Below are 15,650 nucleotides of genomic sequence, written 5' to 3'. Positions count from 1 at the left end.
CGGGCTCCGCGGGTGGGCGTGAGCGTGAGAGTGCGCTGATGAGCATCGGGGAGGTGCTGGCACATCTGCGCACCGAGTTCCCCGACACCACGATCTCGAAGTTGCGGTTCCTGGAGGCGGAGGGTCTGGTCGACCCGCAACGCACCGCCTCCGGGTACCGCAAGTACTCGTGGAACGACGTGGCCCGGCTGCGTTTCGTGCTGACCGCGCAGCGGGATCAGTACCTGCCGCTGCGGGTCATCCGCGAGCAGCTGGATCGCATGGAGCAGGAGCCCGCGGTGCCGCAGCGGCCGACGCTGGTGGCGGTGGGCTCGCAGCGCCCGGCCGACCCGTCGGACACCCGCATCCCCAAGGCGGACATGCTGGAACGCACCGGTGTGGACGAGGGGCTGCTGGCCGAGCTGGAGCAGATCGGCCTGGTCACACCCCGCCCGCCGGGGTGGTACGACGCCGACGCGGTGATCATCGTGGAGGCCGTCGTCGGGCTGACGCGGTACGGGCTGGAGGCGCGTCACCTGCGCGCGTTCCGCAACGCCGCGGACCGTGAAGTGGGCCTGTTCACACAACTGCTGGCGCCGATCGCGCGCCAGCAGGACCCGGCAGCCCGGGCTCGGGCTGCCGAAACGGCGCGTGACCTGCAGGCGCTCTCGCAGCGGTTGCACGCGGCTCTGGTCCGCTCCGGCCTGCGCGGCGAACTCGGTCGCTGACCCGGTTCGGCCTACCCTTTGCGGGGTATCCCGCACTCCTCGGATACGCGGGGTGTGCGTGTACCGTGCAGGTTAGGGGCGGCTGGGCGTTTCATGACAGCCACGGAAAAACAGACGAACACGGAGGCGGGCGGTGCGCGAGCTGAGCGTGGTCGGGGTCCGGGTGGAGCTGCCCAGTAACCAGCCGATCGTTCTGCTGCGGGAGGTCGACGGCGACCGTTACCTCCCGATCTGGATCGGCGCGGTGGAGGCGACCGCGATCGCGTACGAGCAGCAGGGGGTCAAGCCGGCCCGCCCGCTGACCCATGATCTGCTGCGGGACATCCTCACCGCCCTCGACGCGCCGCTGAAGGCCGTCGAGATCACCGAGCTGAAGGACAACGTCTTCTACGCCGACCTGCTGATCGGTGACGACCTGCGGGTGTCGGCCCGGCCGAGCGACTCGATCGCCCTGGCGCTGCGGGTGGGCGCGCCGATCCGCTGCGCGGATCAGGTGCTCACCGAGGCCGGCATCGTGATCCCGGACGAGCAGGAGGACGAGGTGGAGAAGTTCCGCGAGTTCCTCGACCAGGTCCGCCCGGAGGATTTCGCGGGCTGATCGATCGACGCTCGCCGACGGAATACCTCCTCGGACGCGGCGTGTCGTGCGGTTACCTCCATGTTTCCGGGTGGACTGAGATATACGCTCGTGAAGTCCAGGTGAACCGGCATACCGCCTAGAAAGTTCTTGGGCAGGGGGAGGTATTCGCGTGCACGAGCAGCCTCTTGAAGGCCCACTCGTCGGCGAGGACGGCTCGGTCGGGTACCGCGGTGTCACGGCGTGTCAGGCCGTGGGTATCAGCTACCGGCAACTCGACTACTGGGCGCGGACCACGCTGGTGGTCCCGAGCGTGCGGGACGCCTCCGGCTCCGGTACCTCCCGGCTCTACTCCTTCCGCGACCTGGTGGTCCTCAAAGTCGTGAAGCGCCTGCTCGACGCGGGTGTCTCGCTGCAGAACATCCGGCGGGCGATCGACACGCTGCGGGTCCGCGGCGTCGACGACCTCGCCGAGATCACGCTGATCTCGGACGGCACGACGGTCTACGAGTGCCGGTCGCCGGAGGAGGTCGTCGATCTGCTGCAGGGCGGCCAGGGCGTGTTCGGCATCGCGATCGGCGGCGCCTTCAAGGAGATCCAGGGTTCGCTGTCGCACCTGCCGGCCGAGCCGGCCGTGCCGCAGCCGGTCGGTGACATCACGCCGGAGCCGTCCGAGGGCGACGAGCTGGCGGCCCGCCGGGCCCGGCGCCGGGCCGGTTAGCGGTCAGCTTCTGACCGCTTTCCACGGTAGCTTCGCCGGGTGACTGAAGCCATCCAGGTACGCGGGGCCCGGGAGAACAACCTTCTCAACGTCTCCGTCGACATCCCGAAACGGATGCTGACGGTCTTCACCGGAGTGTCCGGCTCCGGCAAGTCGTCGCTGGTGTTCGGCACGATAGCGGCCGAGTCGCAGCGCCTGATCAACGAGACCTATTCGGCGTTCCTGCAGTCGTTCATGGGCAGCCCGGCACGGCCGGACGTGGACGCGCTGCACCATCTGAGCGCCGCGATCGTGGTGGACCAGGAGCGGATGGGGGCGAACGCCCGGTCCACCCTGGGGACGGCCACCGACGCGTACACGCTGCTGCGGATCATCTTCTCCCGGCTGGGGGAGCCGGGCGCCGGCAGCGCGCTGGCCTACTCGTTCAACGCCGAGGGCATGTGCCCGGGCTGTGAGGGCATCGGCCGGGTGTCCACCATCGACGTGGACCAGCTGGTCGACCGCTCGAAGTCGATCAACGAGGGTGCGATCACGGTGCCGGGTTACACGGCCGACGGCTGGTATGTCCGCGGCTTCGCCGAGTCCGGGCTGTTCGACGCGGACAAGCCGGTCGGCTCCTTCACCGAGCAGGAGCTGCAGGACTTCCTCTACAAGCCGGCCACCAAGATGCGCATCGCCGGGATCAACACCACCTACGAGGGCCTGGTGGTGAAGGTCCAGCGGTCGTTCCTCTCGAAGGACCGCGAGGCGCAGCAGCCCCACATCCGCGCGTTCATCGACCGCGCCGTCACCTTCGCGAAATGCCCGGAATGTGGTGGTGCTCGATTGCGTGCCGAGGTGCTCGCCTCCCGGATCGACGGCCGCAACATCGCCGAGTGCTCGGCCATGCAGGTCAGCGACCTGGCCGGCTTCCTCGCCGGGATCACCGCGCCGTCCGTCGCGCCGGTGGTGGCGGCCCTGCGGCAGACCCTCGACTCACTGGTCGAGATCGGACTCGGCTATCTATCGCTGGACCGTGAGTCGGGCACTCTCTCGGGCGGTGAGGCGCAGCGGGTCAAGATGGTCCGGCACCTCGGCTCGCCGCTGACCGACATCACCTACGTGTTCGACGAGCCCACCGTCGGCCTGCACCCGCACGACATCGAGCGGATGAACGGCCTGCTGCTGCGCCTGCGCGACAAGGGCAACACGGTCCTGGTCGTCGAGCACAAACCGGAGACGATCGCGATCGCCGACCACGTGGTCGATCTCGGGCCGGGCGCGGGACCGGCCGGCGGACGCATTCAGTTCGAGGGGACCGTGGCGGGACTGCGGTCGTCAGAAACGGTCACCGGGCGTTATCTGGGTCATCGGGTCGGGCTGAAGACGTCGTTCCGTACGCCGTCCGGGGTCCTGCCGATCCGCGACGCCCGCACGCACAATCTGCGCGACGTCTCGGTGGACATCCCCACCGGCGTGCTGACCGTGGTGACCGGGGTGGCCGGGTCCGGCAAGAGCTCGCTGATCTACGGCGCCCTGCCGCAGCGCGACGGCGTCATCGTGGTCGACCAGTCGGCGATCCGCGGCTCCCGGCGCAGCAACCCGGGCACCTACACCGGCCTGCTCGACCCGGTCCGCACCGCGTTCGCCAAAGCCAACGGCGTGAAACCGGCGCTGTTCAGCGCGAACTCGGCCGGCGCCTGCCCGAACTGCAAGGGCATCGGCCTGGTCTACATGGACCTCGCGATGATGGCCGGGGTGGCGACCGTCTGCGAGGAGTGCGAGGGCAAGCGGTTCACCGCCGAGGTGCTCGGCTACAAGCTGCGCGGCCGCGACATCAGCGAGGTCCTGGCGATGCCGGTCACCGACGCCCTGGAGTTCTTCACCGAGAGGGCGGTCCGGCTGATCCTGGACCGGCTGGCGGCGGTCGGGCTCGGCTATCTCACCCTCGGGCAGCCGCTCAACACCCTGTCCGGCGGGGAGCGGCAACGGCTGAAGCTCGCCGTTCACATGGGCGGCGGCACCGCCACCTACCTGCTCGACGAGCCGACCAGCGGCCTGCACCTGGCCGACGTCGACCAGTTGCTCGCCCTGCTCGACCGGCTGGTGGACGCCGGCAACTCGGTCGTCGTGATCGAGCACCATCTGGCGGTGATGGCCCACGCCGACTGGATCGTCGACCTGGGTCCCGGCGCCGGGCACGACGGGGGACAGGTGGTGTTCACCGGCACCCCCGCCGACCTGGTCGCCGCGGACACCCTGACGGCCCGGCACCTGCGCGCCTACGTCAGTTCTCCTGATCGATGAAGGCCAGCGCCGTCGTCGCGAACAAGGGGGAGTCGACCACGTTGTAGTGCGTGAGCCCCGGCAGGATGGCGAGGGCATGCCCGCCCTTGGGCCGGCCCTCGCCCATCCAGCCGCCGTCCCGCTGCCCCCCGTCGAGCAGCGCGAAGACCTCCACGAAGTGGCTGGGCGGGCAGAGGTCCGCGTCGGCCGCCATGATCAGCGTGGGCACCTGGAGGCCGCGGACCTCCTCGGTGAAGTCGAAGTCCTTCGCCATCGCCTCGCCGATCTTGTCGAGCAGCCGGGGGAAGTGCTCCGGGTGCGGCGCGACCCGCTGGTACAGCTCGTACATCGGGGTGTCCTTCATGAACTCGGCGGCGGCGCCGCTCACCTGCGCCTGCTGCTCCAGCAGCTCGGGGTAGGTGGCGCTGCGCCGGATCCCGGCCGACCCGACGACGGCCCGGCCGACCTTCTCCGGGTGCCGGACCGCGACCTGCAGGGCGACGCCGCCGCCGAGGGAGAAGCCGACGACGTCCGGCTTCTCCAGGCCCAGGTGATCGATCAGGGCGGCGATGTCGTCGCCCATCGTCGGGATGTCGAGCGGCCGGTCCACGTCCGCGGTGCGGCCGTGTCCCTGCAGGTCGGGGAGGATGACCCGGTGGCCGGCGGCGAACAGGTCGAGGATCGCGCCGAACATCTCGCCGGAGCCGAGGCCGCCGTGCAGCAGCACGACGGGACGGCCCTCGCCGTGGATCTCGTAGTAGAGGTTGATGCCGTTCACGTCTGCGTAAGCCATGCCCTGTAGACCTGCCGGGTCACGTGGACTCATCGGTGGTAGCGCGGAAATTTTCATTTCGGCTAAGTTCGCAGCGTGACCGACATCGAGGCGCAGCTGGAAGCATTCCGCCCAGAGCTGACCGGATACTGCTACCGCATGCTCGGGTCCGGCTTCGAGGCCGAGGACGCCGTGCAGGACACCATGATCCGCGCCTGGAAGGGCTACCAGGGGTTCGAGGGCCGGTCGGCGCTGCGGTCCTGGCTCTACCGGATCGCCACGAACGTGTGCCTCACCATGCTCGGCAGCGCGCAGCGCCGGGTTCGCCCGATGGATCTGGGCCCGGCCGGCTCCGGCCGCGCGACCGACCCGGGTGAGCCCCGGCCGGAGGAGATCTGGGTGGGCCCGGTCCCGGACGAGAAGCTCTTCGAGCGTGCCGACCCGGCCCTCGTGATCGCCGAGCGGGAGTCGGTGCGGCTCGCGTTCGTCGCCGCGCTGCAGTTGCTGCCCGCCAGGCAGCGTGCCGTGCTGATCCTGCGGGAGGTGCTCGCCTGGTCGGCGCAGGAGGTGGCGGAGCTGCTCGAGACGTCGGTGCCGAGCGTCAACAGCGCCCTGCAGCGGGCCCGCGCCACGATCGCCGCCGCCGAGCCGGCCGGCGCCGACGTCTACCGTCCCCTCGACGAGGGCCAGCGGGAGCTGCTCGCCCGGTACGTCGCGGCGTTCGAGGAGTACGACCTCGCCGCGCTCACCGCGCTGCTGCACGAGGACGCGACGCTGTCGATGCCGCCGCTGGCGCTCTGGCTGCGCGGCCACGACGACATCGCCGCGTGGATGTCCGGGACCGGCAGCGGCTGCCGGGGCTCGCGCCTGGTGCCGACGGTGGCGAGCGGGCTGCCGGCGTTCGGGCAGTACCGGGTGGCGGCCTCCGGCGACGGGCACGAGCCGTGGGCGCTGATCGTCCTGGAGATCACCGACGGGCGGATCGCGGGCGTCAACAACTTCCTCGACACGGCGGCGCTGTTCCCGTTGTTCGGCCTGCCGCCGCGGCTGCCCTGATCAGCTCTCGTCCGGGGTGAGGACGCCGGCCAGGCCGAGCAGACCCAGCAGGGCCACCAGCTCGGGTGTGGGGTTCTGCAGTCGCAGCTGCCACCCGTACCGATGAGCCAGAAGCCGCAGCCGGAGCAGCGCCTCGACCGTCGCGACGCCGGGCCGGCCGGGACCGGTGAGTTCGCAGATCACCACCCCGGGCGCCCGGCCGCGCAGGAGATCGGCGAGCTCGGTGCAGAGCGCCGGGATCTCCGTGCGGCCGGCCCTCGTGCGCACCGGGAAGAACGTCGCCATACCGGGTACGACCGGCGAGCCGCGCCGAACTCATCGGCCCCGGCGGGCCACACCTCAGGAAACCGGTAAAACGCGCATTGGCCCTTAATACCCTGCATTCGTGATCAAATTCCGGCATCTCGCCACCACGTTCGGGCTCACCGCAGCCCTGCTCGCGCCCGCCACCGCCGCCCAGGCCGACGTCTCCGACCGCGACGCGGACTTCCTGAGGGCGGCCCACCAGGTCAACCTCGCCGAGATCGCCGCGGGCCGGCTCGCGTTCACCAAGAGCGCCGACCGGGGTGTGAAGGACCTGGCCGTCATGTTCATGCGCGACCACATCCGGCTCGACGCCGAGCTCACCCAGGTGGCCCGGCAACTGCGCGTCTTCCTGCCGGCCGTGCCGAACGAGGAGCAGCAGTCGCTGGCCCGCGGCTACGCGGCGGCGGGCGCGGACACCTTCGACGAATACTTCGTCACCACCCAGCTGGCGGCGCACCGCGAAGCCCTCACCATGGTCCGCGCCGCGGCCGCCGAGGCCGACGACAGCGCCGTCCGGGACCTGGCCGCCGGCGCCGCGCCGGTCGTCGAACGCCACCACGAGCAGCTGCACGCCGAGGCGGTCGAGGAGGGCATCGCCGGCTACACCGGTCACGGCGGGCGCTCCTGACGGATCATTCCGGGCGCGGGTTTGCCGATAACCTGCGCCGGCGCGACCTGGCCGCGGTGGCCTTCGCGATGTTCAACCGGCGGCGGCAGTGGGTCGGCGAGGAGGACCTGGGCCCGGACCTGGAGAGCAGCGTGCGGCTGTGGCGCACCGGCCGGGCCGGATGGACCACGTTCAACCTGACCGGCGGCGAGATCCTGGACCGCTACGACCTGACCGCGTTCCAGCGCAGCTTCCACCGCCGGGTGGTGAGCCTGATGCTGGGACTGCGGTCGGCCGTGGGCATGAGCCGGATGGCGCCGCCTGGCGGCGCTGCTGCCGGCGCGGTTCGACCCGGAGGCCGACTTCACCCTGCCGATGGCGCTGCTCGCGCTGAACCACCCCGAGCTGATCCGCGGCCCCGGGCTGCCGGCGCAACGGGCGGCGGCGCCGGACCGGCATCCCGGCCACCACCTGCACGAGGCCATCGCCCGGAGCCGCCGGATCAGCCGGTGACCAGGCCGGCCGGGGTCCGGGCCGGCTCCACCGTGATGGACTTCTCGACCGTGAGGGCGTGCCACAGGCAGAACATGGCGACCGTCCAGACCTTGCGGGACCGGTCCGCCTCGCCGCGCCGGTGCTCGGCGAGCAGGGTGCGCGCGTAGCCGAGGTCGATGAGGTGGCCGGCCTGCGAGGAGGACAGCAGCCAGTCCACCCAGTCACCGATCGGGCCCTTCAGCCACAGCCGGGTCGGGGTGGGGAAGCCCAGCTTGTCGCGGTCGCGCACGGACTCCGGGACGATGCCCATCATCGCCTCGCGGAAGGCGTGCTTGGTCGACCGGGAGCCGGACGGCAGCTTCAGCTCGGTGGGCAGCCCGGCGGCGGCCGCGTAGACCTGCTGGTCCAGGAACGGCACCCGCAGCTCCAGGGAGTGGGCCATCGACATCCGGTCGGCCTTGACCAGGATGTCGCCGGGCAGCCAGGTGTGCAGGTCGACGTACTGCATCGAGGCCACGTCGTCGACGTCGGCGGTCTCGGCGTAGAGCCGGGCGGTGATGTCGGTGTGCGGCTGCGCGGTGAAGCGCATCAGCCGGGCCTTCTCCTCGGGGGTGAAGATCCGGGCGTTGCCGTAGTAGCGCTGCTCGATCGGGGTGGTGCCGCGTTCCAGGAAGGACCGGCCGCGCACCCCCTCGGGCAGCACCTCGGCGAGGTGCCGGAGGCCGCGTTTGACGCCCTGCGGCAGCCGGTCGACGCCGGCCAGCGACAGCGGCTCCCGGTAGATCTTGTAGCCGCCGAACAGCTCGTCCGAGCCCTCGCCGGACAGCACCACGGTGACGTGCCGGGACGCGGTCCGGGCCAGGAAGTAGAGCGGGATCAGCGACGGGTCGGCGATCGGGTCGTCGAGTAGCTGCACGATCCGGGGCAGGGCGGCCAGCACGTCCTCGTCGCTGACCACGGTCGGGGTCAGCCGTACGCCCAGCTGGGCGGCGGTGTCGGCGGCCACCTCGATCTCGGAGTACCCGCCGGCGGCGAAGCCGGCCGTGAACGCGTGCAGGTCCGGGGTGACCCGGGACGCGAGGGCCACGATCGCCGAGGAGTCGACGCCGCTGGACAGGAACGCGCCGACCGGCACCTCGGCGTGCAGGTGCCGGGCCACGCTCGCGGTCAGCGCGTCCTGGATGGCCTGGTGTGCCGCTTCGGGCTGGACGTGCAGCGGGCGCAGCGACGGCTTGAACCAGCGGTGCTGGCGGACCCCGCCACCCGGCGTCCAGACGATCCGGTGACCCGGTGGCAGGCGGCGGATGTGCCGGTGCAGGGTGAGCGGGTCCGGCACGTACTGGAAGGTCAGGTAGTGGGCCAGCGCGTCGGTGTCGAGCGCGCCCCCGGCCGGCGCGGCGAACGGGTCGAGGGCCTTGCGCTCGCTCGCGACGTGCAGGCCGTCGGCGGTCTCCAGCAGGTAGAGCGGCTTGATCCCGAAGGCGTCCCGGGCCGCGTGCAGGGTGCCGGTGCGGTGGTCGTAGGCGACGAACGCGAACATGCCGCGCAGCCGGGGCAGGGCGGCCTCGCCCCAGTAGTGGAAGGCCGCGGCGAGCACCTCGGAGTCGCCCTCGGTGGTGAAGGCGGCGCCGTGGTGGCGGATCAGGTCGGCGCGCAGCTCCCGGTAGTTGTAGATCTCGCCGTTGAAGACGACGGTCCAGCGGCCGGCGTAGTGCAGTGGCTGCGCGGACAGCTCCCGGTCGATGATCGCCAGCCGGTTGAAGCCGAAGGCGTAACCGTCGCCGTACTCGATGCGGGTGTCGTCCGGTCCCCGGTGGTGCATGGTGGCGAGGGCCGCGCTGAAGGCGGCGGCGGTGTCCGCGTCCGGCGGCCCCGCGTCGGGCCGGCTGCTGACGAACGCGCTCAGTCCGCACATGGAAGCCTCCTGTTTGTCGCTGTGGAGAGGCGACCGTAGGCGGCGGCTTGTGAAGAACCTGTGCGGATCCGGCCGGGATCCGCTTTCCCATCGCAATCTCATCGGTTCTTGACATTTCTTGGGCCTGCTCGACAGGACGGGCCAGAATGCGATCCGTGACAGCCCGCATCCTCGTAGCCGACGACGATCCCAAGCACGCCCAGCTGATCCGCCTCTACCTGGAGCGGGAGGGGCATCAGGTGCTCACGGTGGGTGACGGCCGGGCGGCGCTGGACCAGGCGCGGGCCCGCCGGCCGGACCTGATCGTGCTGGACGTGATGATGCCGCTCGTCGACGGCCTGGACGTGTGCCGGATCCTGCGCGCCGAGTCGGACGTGGCGATCGTCATGGTGACGGCCCGGTCCGCGGAGAACGACATGCTGCTCGGCCTCGACATCGGCGCCGACGACTACCTGACGAAACCGGTCAGCCCACGGGAGCTGACCGCGCGGATCCGGGCGCTGCTGCGGCGGGTGCGCGCCGGCGGCGACGCCGAGGTGCTGCGGGTCGGTGACCTGGAGGTGGACGGGCCGCGGTTCGAGGTGCGCGTCGCCGGCGAGCCCACCCGGCTGACCGCCAAGGAGTTCGGCATCCTGGAGCTGCTGGCCCGGGAGCCGGGCCGGGTGTTCACCCGCGCGCAGATCCTGGACAAGGTCTTCGGGTTCGAGAACGACGTCTCCGATCGTACGGTCGACGCCCACGTGGTGAACCTGCGCCGCAAGATCGAGAAGGACCCGGCCGACCCGCGGTACGTGCAGACCGTCTACGGCCGGGGATACCGGATGGCCGAGCAGTGAGCTTCCGGCTGCGGATCTTCGTCCTGGTCCTGGTCGTGGCGGTGACCGCGATCGGCGCGACCGCCTATTTGACGATCAGCCTGACCTCGCGCGAGGCGGCCCGCGTCGACCAGGCCCGCGACCAGCACGAGGCGGTGATCGTCGACGAGATCCGCCGGTTCGGCATCCGGAACGGCCAGTGGGCCGGCGTCGACGACGTGGTGTCCGAGATGGCGGACAAGACGAGCCTGCACATCCGGGTGGTGACCCGGGAGGGCGGTGTGGTGCTCGCCGACTCGGACAACCTGCGCAAGCGGGCCGCCGGCCCGGTGCAGCTGCTCTCCCGCCAGGCCGACCCGGCGCCGGCGCTGGACCCGCTGATCGCCGGCGCGGCCGGGCAGCTGGCCCTGGCCGCCGCCCTGACCGGCGAGGAATCCGACCCGGTCCGGGCGAAGATCGCCGGGCGCCGGGCGCCGGTCGCGACACCCGCGCGGCCGGAGCTGCCCGCCGACCTGTTCGGGCCGATCCCGCCCGGCGACCCCGGCATGCAGACCCTCTACCAGCTGGCCCAGTACCGGGCCGCCCTGCTCAAGGTGCGCTGCATGCGCGAGCAGAGCGGCGCCTGGTCGGCCGCGCTCGCCACCGTCGACGCGCCGTACCTCAGCGTCAAGCAGACGACCGGCGAGCCGGCCTGCGCCGCGTCCGCCCGCACCCGGGTGCACGACGACAAGGGCTGGCTGGACACCTGGTGGACCGCGATCGCCCGCTGCCGGCTGTCGCCGACCGCGCTGGTGGAGTGCCTGAGCAGCCAGTTCACCCAGGGCGCGCTGAGTGTGTCAGCGGTGCCCGTGGAGATCTACTTCGGGGCGCCGCAGGACCCGGACGTCGCCGGGCTGGGCCGCCCGGCCGGCGTCGCGGTGCTCGGCGTGATCGTGGCGGCGGCGCTCGGCACGGCCTGGATCGCCCGCCGGGTCAGCCGCCCGGTGCGGCTGCTCACCGGGGCGTCGCTGCAGCTCGCCGCGGGCCGGCTGGACGTGCGGGTGCCTTATGGCGGGGGAGAGGACGAGCTGGCCGCGCTCTCCAACTCGTTCAACTCGATGGCCGAGGCGTTGCAGCGCAGCGAGGAACGCCAGCGCCGGCTCATCGCCGACGTCGCGCACGAGCTGCGGACACCGCTGTCGAATCTGCGCGGCTACCTGGAGGGCCTCGCCGACGGGGTGATCGAGCCGACCCCGGAGCTGTTCGCCTCGCTGCACGAGGAGACCCTGCTGCAGCGGCGCATCCTCGACGACCTGCAGGTCCTGGCGCTGGCCGAGGCCGGCGAGCTGGAGTACGCGCCGTCGCCGTTCGACCTGGCCGAGCTGGCCGCGACCGCGGTGACCGCCCACCGCGCGGTGGCCGGCAACGCCGGCGTCGACCTGGTCGTGGACGCCCCCGAGCCGGTCGAGGTGCACGCCGACCCGGACCGGATCCGGCAGGTGCTGGGCAACCTGCTGAGCAACGCGATCCGCTACACCGACGCCGGCGGGCGGGTGGAGATCCGGGTGGGGCGGGATCCGCAGGGCGCCTCTCTGTCGGTACGGGACACCGGCGTCGGCATGAGCCCCGACGAGGTGTCCCGGGTCTTCGACCGGTTCTGGCGCGCCGACCCGGCCCGTCAGCGCGCCACCGGCGGCTCCGGGCTGGGCCTGACCATCGCCCGCCGCATCGTCGACGACCAGGGCGGCAGCCTCGCCGCCACCAGCACTCGCGGCCTGGGCACCACGTTCACCGTCCGCCTCCCGGTTTGGGAATCACCGGCCCCGGTCGAGCCGCGCCGGTCCTGACCGGGCAGGATCTTCGGCGACCCTGAACATCCGGAAGGACCACCGATCGTGTCGCTGACCCAGCACGCCCCCGCGCCGCCCACCCCCGTGCCCGCCGCCGCCGACCAGGCCGTCCTGATCGTGCACGGCAAGGACCGGACCGGGATCGTCGCGGCGATCAGCGCGGTGCTCGGCAAGCACGACGCGAACATCGTGTCCCTGGACCAGCACTCCGACAACCCGCAGGGCGGCGCGTTCTTCCAGCGGACCGTGCTCAGCAAGCCCGGGCTCAAGGCGGCGCTGCCGGCCATCGAGGCCGACCTGCGGGAGGTTCTCGCGGACGGCTTCGAGCTGGAGTACACACTGCGGGATCTGTCCGTACCGAAGCGGGTTGCGATCTTCGCCTCGAAGGACGGGCACTGCCTGCTCGACCTGCTCTGGCGGCACCGCCGCGGCGACCTGCCGATCAACGTGTCGATGGTGATCTCGAACCATTCGGACATGGCCGACGAGGTGCGCTCGTTCGGCATCCCGTTCTTCCACGTGCCGTCGCAGGGCCCGGACAAGTCGGCCGCCGAGGCGCAGAACCTGCAGCTGCTCGCCGGCAACGTCGACTTCATCATCCTGGCCCGCTACATGCAGATCCTCTCCGGCGACTTCATCGAGCGCGCCGGCGTGCCGATCATCAACATCCACCACAGCTTCCTGCCGGCGTTCATCGGCGCCGGACCGTACGCCAAGGCCAAGGCCCGCGGCGTCAAGCTGGTCGGGGCGACCGCGCACTATGTGACCGAGGACCTGGACGAGGGACCGATCATCGAGCAGGACGTGGTCCGGGTGAACCACGCGCACACCGTGGCGGACCTGCAGCGCCGCGGCGCAGACGTGGAGCGGGCCGTGCTGTCGCGGGCGGTGATGTGGCACGCCGAGGACCGGGTGATCCGGCACGGCAATCACACGATCGTCTTCCCGTGATCGTTGTCAGAGGAGTGCGCTGATCACTTTCTCGAAGCGGTCGGCGATCTGTTCCTGGTCGGCGGCGGCGAGGGGTTCCAGCCCCGCCGACCGGAGGATCACCACGCCCAGGGCGGTCGCCAGGACGAACTGGGCATTGAGCGATATCTCCGGACTTTCCGGGCTTCTTCCCGCCGCGGTGGCCAGGCGTGCGGCGATCGACTGCAGGATCTCCAGGCGGATTCGCTCGGCGGTCTCGTCCCCTGACGATCGCAGCAGCAGCAACAGCTGATGCGGCGCCTTGTCGTGCCCGCCGGCCATCCGGGCCGCGAGATCCCGGGGGCCGCCCTCGAACGTGGTCTGCTTCAACTCGTCGACCGTCCCGCGCAGGCAGGCCCGGAACAGGCCCTCCTTCGACTCGAAGTAGCGGCTGATCAGCGCCACGTTCACCCCCGCCTCGGTGGCGATGTCACGCACCGAGGTCGCGGTGTAGCCGTCGGCGGCGAACCGGCGGCGGGCCGCGTCGAGCAGCAGCTGCCTGGTGGCGGCCGCATCGCGACGCCGCGGAGTCGTCATGTGTCCAGCTTACCGATCACCGATGTCACGTAAACAACCGTTGACTTGCCGGCGGTCACCGCCCGCGGCTCACCGTGACACATCGGCCAGATGGTCCTGGAGGACGGCGTGCCGGAACTCGTACGCGGGGCCGGTCCGCCGCAGCACACCCCGCCGGCCCGCGTCCGCGAGGAACGCCCGCAGGAACCAGGGCAGCCGGCCGCGCAGCGCATACCAGGCATGCGTCGCCCGGAACCAGAACCAGTACCAGCCGGCCCCGCCGACGGCGATCGTGCCGCCGTAGACGGTCGCCGCGGTGATCCCGGCGGCCATCGGGGAGGACCCGGTCATCGTGGCCGCGCCGGCGTGGAGCAGGCATATCGGAGCGCCGGCCGTTATCGGCAGGGCGAGGACGTACCGCAGACTCAGGAAAGCGGGCTGGGCGTTCGTCCCCCAGATCCGATCGATGCGCACGACGACCGGGAGCGTCAACACCGTCGCCATCACCGCGCCGCTCGGTGGCGCGGCGAGAAGGGCGGTCACCCACTGCCCGGTGATCCAGCCGACCGCGAGGGCACAGCCTGCGATGCCGGCGACCCAGCGGGTGAGGAATCCCGGCGCTCGCGGATGCCGGAGCCAGAATCCGCCCGGAAGCTCGAGCGCGGCGAGCGGCCAGAGGCCGCGCCGCTGCACGGCGTAGACGGCCGCGGCGCCGGTCACGAACGCCGCCCAAGGGTTCAGCCCGGCTACCGCGCTGAGGGCGGCAGCCGCAGACCCGGCCACTATCTGCATGACAGCCGTCATCCGGACGTAGGTCCACCGCGCGGTGAGCCGGAGTGGCGCGTATGCCAGGACGCCGAATTGCAGCTGGCGGCTGTCCATCGCTTCGAGAAGTGAGGCCAGGGTGCCCAGCCAGCGCCGAGGGCGACGGCCATAGACGCCGTCCAGGTAGGAGCTCATCAGCTGGGCCCGCACCGCCGACTCGTCGGAGATCTCGAGAAGGCCGGCCGGGTCGGTGGCCGGGTCCTGGTACGTGGCACGGGCCAGGGACACCATCAGCGGGGTCGACAGCGCGTTCGCGAGCGGGCCATGAGGATGGCCGCGCAGGTGGGTGAAGACCGTTTCCCACCGCGGACGGGCCAGCTCCGGGTACGACAGGAACGCGATCACCGATTCCACGCCCACCCGCTCCAGCTCCACGACGGCGGCGCCGGCCAGCACCGTCTCGCTGCGGAGGGCGGCCTGTTCGTACTCTCGTCCACGGCACGTCACCACCACCGGCCGCCGTGCCGAAGCGTAGATCTCCAGGGCGCGCAATGCCGCCTCGGTCGTGCCGCGGTGCACCTCATCGAGGCCGTCGAGCACCGGGAGGATCAGTCCGTGCTCCATCAGCCGGGCGGCGATCGCACGGGGCTCACCGTGCGCACCGAGAGCGTTGCCGTATTCGGCGGCGACGCGTCCGGTGACGAAGTCGGCGACGGATTCGGCCGGATCCCACTCGCTGATGGCGAGCAGTACCGGGACAGGCGCCGAGCCCTTACGCGAACGGATCAAGGCGAGAGTGAGCAGCAGCGCGAAGCCGGACTTTCCCGCACCCGGCCCGCCGAGGACCATGAGCTGACCGTGCCGGAGGCATCGGAACGCCGCGAGGATGTCCGCGTTGAGGCTGTCCGTCGAGCCGCGCAGCGGGAACTGCTGCCAGCTCCCCTCGCCCATCACCGCTTCGCGGCCGGCTGCCGGGCGACCGGTGGAGGACCAGGAGACCAGAACGGGATCCGGGCGGGTGATCTCCCGTCGCACGGCCTCGGCGGACCAATCGCGCTCCACCCGAGCCGCGAGGTCGGCTGTGGCGTCCTGGAGTGAACCGGCGGCACGAGGCCGGCCGGTGAATTCGAGCAGGACGGCCGCGCTCAGCAGCAGTCCGAAGACCACCCACAGCCACCACCCGCCGGGCATTGTGATCTTGTCAGTGATCAGATTGATCACTACGGCAAGACCGGAGGCCACCAGCGGAACGAGAACCCAGCGACGCATCTCGCCTTCTTCCCGATATCGATGGTCCACAGTGTGGCAGGCTTTGTCACACCGATGAAAGAAGGG

The 15,650-nt window shown here is 71.3% G+C and carries 15 protein-coding genes; 10 read left to right on the top strand and 5 right to left on the bottom strand.

Annotation, left to right across the window (positions count from 1 at the left end; genetic code table 11):
• Window positions 1–38 precede the first annotated feature (38 nt).
• The 4 genes from EP757_RS38250 (at window position 39) to EP757_RS38235 (ending at window position 4,291) form a co-directional block, all read left to right on the top strand.
• Window positions 39–707, top strand: coding sequence for a MerR family transcriptional regulator (locus EP757_RS38250; RefSeq protein ID WP_127553216.1), 669 nt, complete (start codon window positions 39–41; stop codon window positions 705–707).
• Window positions 708–840: 133 nt separating this feature from the next.
• Window positions 841–1,305, top strand: a complete 465-nt coding sequence (locus EP757_RS38245) for a bifunctional nuclease family protein (protein ID WP_127553215.1) — start codon at window positions 841–843, stop codon at window positions 1,303–1,305.
• 151 nt (window positions 1,306–1,456) lie between these two features.
• On the top strand, window positions 1,457–2,005 hold the full coding sequence (locus tag EP757_RS38240) for a MerR family transcriptional regulator (RefSeq protein ID WP_127553214.1): 549 nt from the start codon (window positions 1,457–1,459) through the stop codon (window positions 2,003–2,005).
• A 39-nt stretch (window positions 2,006–2,044) separates the two neighbouring features.
• On the top strand, window positions 2,045–4,291 hold the full coding sequence (locus EP757_RS38235; protein ID WP_127553213.1) for an excinuclease ABC subunit UvrA: 2,247 nt from the start codon (window positions 2,045–2,047) through the stop codon (window positions 4,289–4,291).
• Here the strand turns inward: EP757_RS38235 and EP757_RS38230 are convergent.
• On the bottom strand, window positions 4,272–5,063 hold the full coding sequence (locus EP757_RS38230) for an alpha/beta fold hydrolase (RefSeq protein ID WP_127553212.1): 792 nt from the start codon (window positions 5,061–5,063) through the stop codon (window positions 4,272–4,274). The two genes, EP757_RS38235 and EP757_RS38230, sit on opposite strands and share 20 nt — an antisense overlap.
• A gap of 75 nt (window positions 5,064–5,138) precedes the next feature.
• On the opposite strand from EP757_RS38230, the gene EP757_RS38225 reads away from it, so the two are divergent.
• The gene (locus EP757_RS38225) at window positions 5,139–6,098 is read left to right on the top strand and encodes a sigma-70 family RNA polymerase sigma factor (protein WP_127553211.1); all 960 of its coding nucleotides are present in this window, start codon (window positions 5,139–5,141) and stop codon (window positions 6,096–6,098) included.
• On the opposite strand, the gene EP757_RS38220 is transcribed toward EP757_RS38225, so the two are convergent.
• Window positions 6,099–6,365 (bottom strand): STAS domain-containing protein, encoded by a 267-nt coding sequence (locus EP757_RS38220; protein ID WP_160166009.1) that lies wholly within the window; start codon window positions 6,363–6,365, stop codon window positions 6,099–6,101. It abuts the gene before it with no gap.
• 118 nt (window positions 6,366–6,483) lie between these two features.
• On the opposite strand from EP757_RS38220, the gene EP757_RS38215 reads away from it, so the two are divergent.
• Both EP757_RS38215 and EP757_RS43105 read left to right on the top strand, forming a co-directional pair.
• Window positions 6,484–7,032 carry a DUF4142 domain-containing protein gene (locus tag EP757_RS38215; protein WP_232050223.1) on the top strand — a complete coding sequence of 183 codons (549 nt, stop codon included), beginning with the start codon at window positions 6,484–6,486 and terminating at the stop codon, window positions 7,030–7,032.
• Between the two features lie 354 nt (window positions 7,033–7,386).
• Window positions 7,387–7,524, top strand: coding sequence for a hypothetical protein (locus EP757_RS43105; protein ID WP_160166008.1), 138 nt, complete (start codon window positions 7,387–7,389; stop codon window positions 7,522–7,524).
• Here the strand turns inward: EP757_RS43105 and asnB are convergent.
• Window positions 7,514–9,421, bottom strand: a complete 1,908-nt coding sequence (gene asnB / locus EP757_RS38210; RefSeq protein WP_127553209.1) for an asparagine synthase (glutamine-hydrolyzing) — start codon at window positions 9,419–9,421, stop codon at window positions 7,514–7,516. The two genes, EP757_RS43105 and asnB, sit on opposite strands and share 11 nt — an antisense overlap.
• 146 nt (window positions 9,422–9,567) lie before the next feature.
• On the opposite strand from asnB, the gene EP757_RS38205 reads away from it, so the two are divergent.
• The 3 genes from EP757_RS38205 to purU are packed head-to-tail and all read left to right on the top strand — an operon-like array spanning window position 9,568 to window position 13,016.
• Complete coding sequence (locus EP757_RS38205; protein WP_174262487.1) at window positions 9,568–10,257, top strand: response regulator transcription factor; 690 nt, start codon at window positions 9,568–9,570, stop codon at window positions 10,255–10,257.
• Window positions 10,254–12,062 carry an ATP-binding protein gene (locus EP757_RS38200; RefSeq protein ID WP_127553207.1) on the top strand — a complete coding sequence of 603 codons (1,809 nt, stop codon included), beginning with the start codon at window positions 10,254–10,256 and terminating at the stop codon, window positions 12,060–12,062. The genes EP757_RS38205 and EP757_RS38200 overlap by 4 nt, the downstream gene beginning before the upstream one ends.
• A gap of 48 nt (window positions 12,063–12,110) precedes the next feature.
• Complete coding sequence (gene purU / locus EP757_RS38195) at window positions 12,111–13,016, top strand: formyltetrahydrofolate deformylase (protein ID WP_127553206.1); 906 nt, start codon at window positions 12,111–12,113, stop codon at window positions 13,014–13,016.
• 6 nt (window positions 13,017–13,022) lie between these two features.
• On the opposite strand, the gene EP757_RS38190 is transcribed toward purU, so the two are convergent.
• Together EP757_RS38190 and EP757_RS38185 are read right to left on the bottom strand one after the other, a co-directional pair.
• Window positions 13,023–13,571 carry a TetR/AcrR family transcriptional regulator gene (locus tag EP757_RS38190; protein WP_127553205.1) on the bottom strand — a complete coding sequence of 183 codons (549 nt, stop codon included), beginning with the start codon at window positions 13,569–13,571 and terminating at the stop codon, window positions 13,023–13,025.
• 69 nt (window positions 13,572–13,640) lie between these two features.
• Entirely contained in the window at window positions 13,641–15,584 is a 1,944-nt protein-coding gene (locus EP757_RS38185) for a hypothetical protein (RefSeq protein WP_127553204.1), read from the bottom strand.
• Between the last annotated feature and the right edge of the window lie 66 nt (window positions 15,585–15,650).

Source organism: Actinoplanes sp. OR16, from assembly GCF_004001265.1.
Classification (GTDB): domain Bacteria; phylum Actinomycetota; class Actinomycetes; order Mycobacteriales; family Micromonosporaceae; genus Actinoplanes.
Note: the sequence above shows the minus strand (reverse complement) of the source record. Positions and strands in the feature narration are given on the sequence as shown.